The sequence below is a fragment of the Frankia sp. AgKG'84/4 genome (assembly GCF_023242965.2).
In the GTDB taxonomy this organism is placed as follows: domain Bacteria; phylum Actinomycetota; class Actinomycetes; order Frankiales; family Frankiaceae; genus Frankia.
On the sequence record NZ_JALKFU020000963.1, the window covers coordinates 1 to 2,025 of the forward strand.

General features: G+C 73.9%; 4 protein-coding genes and 1 pseudogene. All 5 read left to right on the forward strand.

The window, feature by feature from the left end; all coding sequences use genetic code 11:
- Positions 1-36 precede the first annotated feature (36 nt).
- Entirely contained in the window at positions 37-144 is a 108-nt protein-coding gene (locus tag MXD58_RS26385; RefSeq protein WP_308302055.1) for a MoaD/ThiS family protein, read from the forward strand.
- Positions 125-811: a thiamine phosphate synthase gene (locus MXD58_RS26390; protein ID WP_248837248.1), complete on the forward strand. Its 687-nt coding sequence runs from the start codon at positions 125-127 to the stop codon at positions 809-811. The genes MXD58_RS26385 and MXD58_RS26390 overlap by 20 nt, the downstream gene beginning before the upstream one ends.
- Positions 812-845: 34 nt before the next feature.
- The gene (locus tag MXD58_RS26395; RefSeq protein ID WP_248837249.1) at positions 846-1,286 is read left to right on the forward strand and encodes a lycopene cyclase domain-containing protein; all 441 of its coding nucleotides are present in this window, start codon (positions 846-848) and stop codon (positions 1,284-1,286) included.
- Complete coding sequence (locus MXD58_RS26400; protein WP_248837250.1) at positions 1,283-1,624, forward strand: lycopene cyclase domain-containing protein; 342 nt, start codon at positions 1,283-1,285, stop codon at positions 1,622-1,624. The genes MXD58_RS26395 and MXD58_RS26400 overlap by 4 nt, the downstream gene beginning before the upstream one ends.
- A 184-nt stretch (positions 1,625-1,808) precedes the next feature.
- Positions 1,809-2,025 (forward strand): annotated as a pseudogene (locus tag MXD58_RS26405) (hypothetical protein); the annotation flags it as partial.

Below are 2,025 nucleotides of genomic sequence, written 5' to 3' on the forward strand. Positions count from 1 at the left end.
GAGCTGCTCGCCGCGCTCGGCCTGCGCCCCGCCTCGGTGGTCGTCGAGCACAACGGCGCGGCGCTGACCACGTCGCAGAGCACCGCCGTCCGCCTCGCCGACGGCGACGTCCTGGAGGTCGTGCGTGCCGTCGCCGGTGGCTGACCCGCGGGCCGACCGGCGTCGGCGCCTCGCCGACGCCCGGCTCTACCTGTGCACGCCGCGCCACGCCGAGTTCGCGCCGTTCCTCGACGCGGTCATCGGCCCGGCCGGGCGCGGCGGCGTCGATCTCGTCCAGCTGCGGGAGAAGAACCTGGAATGGGCCGACGAGGTCCGTGCCCTGCGCGAGATCCAGGCGGCCGGCGCCGCCCGGGGCACGCTCGTCAGCGCCAACGACCGGGCCGACCTCGCAGCCTTCACCGGCGTGGACATCCTGCACGTGGGCCAGGACGACGTGCCGCCGGCGTTCGCGCGCCGTCTCGTCGGTCCGGACGTCCTGATCGGCCAGTCGACGCACAGCCCCGAGGAGTTTTTCGCCGCGCTGGCCGACCCCGAGGTCGACTACGTGTGCGTGGGCCCGGTCCACGCCACCCCGACGAAGCAGGGCCGCCCGCCCGTCGGCCTCGGCCTGCCCCGCCTCGCCGCCCGCCACGCCCCGCCGTTCGAACCCGGCGCGAAACCCTGGTTCGTCACCGGCGGCGTCGCGGCGGACACCCTCGATGACATCCTCGCGACCGGTGCCCGCCGCGTCGTGGTCGTGCGAGCGCTGACCGTCGCCGCGAATCCGGCCGCGACCGCCGCCGACCTCGCGCGTCGGCTGCGCGTCGGCTGAGCGCCGGCCGTCCCGCCGGCCCGTCCGCCCATCGATGCGGCACCTCAGCTATCTGGCCGTCCTCGCCGGCTGCCTGCTCGGTACGGCGCCGCTGGAACTGCTGCTCGCCACCCGCGTCTACGGCCGGCCCCGACGGCTGGCCCTGACGCTGCTGCCGGTACTGGCCGTCTTCGTCGCCTGGGACCTGTACGCGATCTCCGCCGGGCACTGGACCTTCGACGCCCGCGGCGTCACCGGATTGCGGCTGCCCGGCCGGCTGCCCCTCGACGAGCTGCTGTTCTTCCTGGTCGTCCCGCTCTGCGCGATCCTCACCCTGGAAGCCGTCCGGTCGGTCCGCGGCTGGCCCGCCGGCGACGAGCCACCGCGGGACGAGCCCGCCCCCGACGATCCCGCCCCCGACGATCCCGCCCCCGACAATCCGGTCGCTGGCGATCCCACCGCTGCGGGAAATCCCGCGAGCGGCGGCGTCGGGTGAGCTACACGGAGCTGGCGGTGCTCGGGGTCGCGGGGGCGGTGATCGCCGACCTGTGGGTGCTGCGGACCAGGCTGCTCACCCGGCGGATCTTCTGGGTCTCGTACGCCATCATCATCGTCTTCCAGCTGATCGCCAACGGGGTGCTGACGGGATTCGGCATCGTCGTCTACAACCGGGAGGCCATCCTCGGGCCGCGGCTCGCGTACGCGCCGGTCGAGGATCTCCTGTTCGGCTTCGCGATGGTCACCTGGACCCTGTCCTGGTGGATCTGGTGGGGACGCCGGGACCGGCGGCGGGCACCTCCGGGCACGACCCGTCACGTGGATGAAACTGAGTGAATTATTTGCTGATCTGGTGACGTAAACGAGTCAATTGGCCCTTCGGAGGTGATCCGTCGGCTTAGCCTCGTCCCTGATGACGCACGATGGCGCGGGGGGTCCAGGCACTGCCGGGCGTCACCGTTCACCCTGGGGCCGCTCCGGCCGCATCCTCCCCATCAGGTGGGGTCGCGCCGTCTGCGCGGTGCTTGCGCTGGTGGTGCTGGTCGGGGGTCTGGTGCTGGTCCGTTTCCGGCTCACCGGTGACGGCGGCCAGGGTGGCCCGGTCGGCGCGCCGAGCGGCCGGCGAGTGTCCTCGCAGGGGACCGCGCCCGATGTGCTGACGGCGACGTCCGCCTCGCCGGGTGCCCGGCCGCGGGCCCGCGCCGCCTCATCCGCTGCCGCCCCGCCCTTCCTCCAAC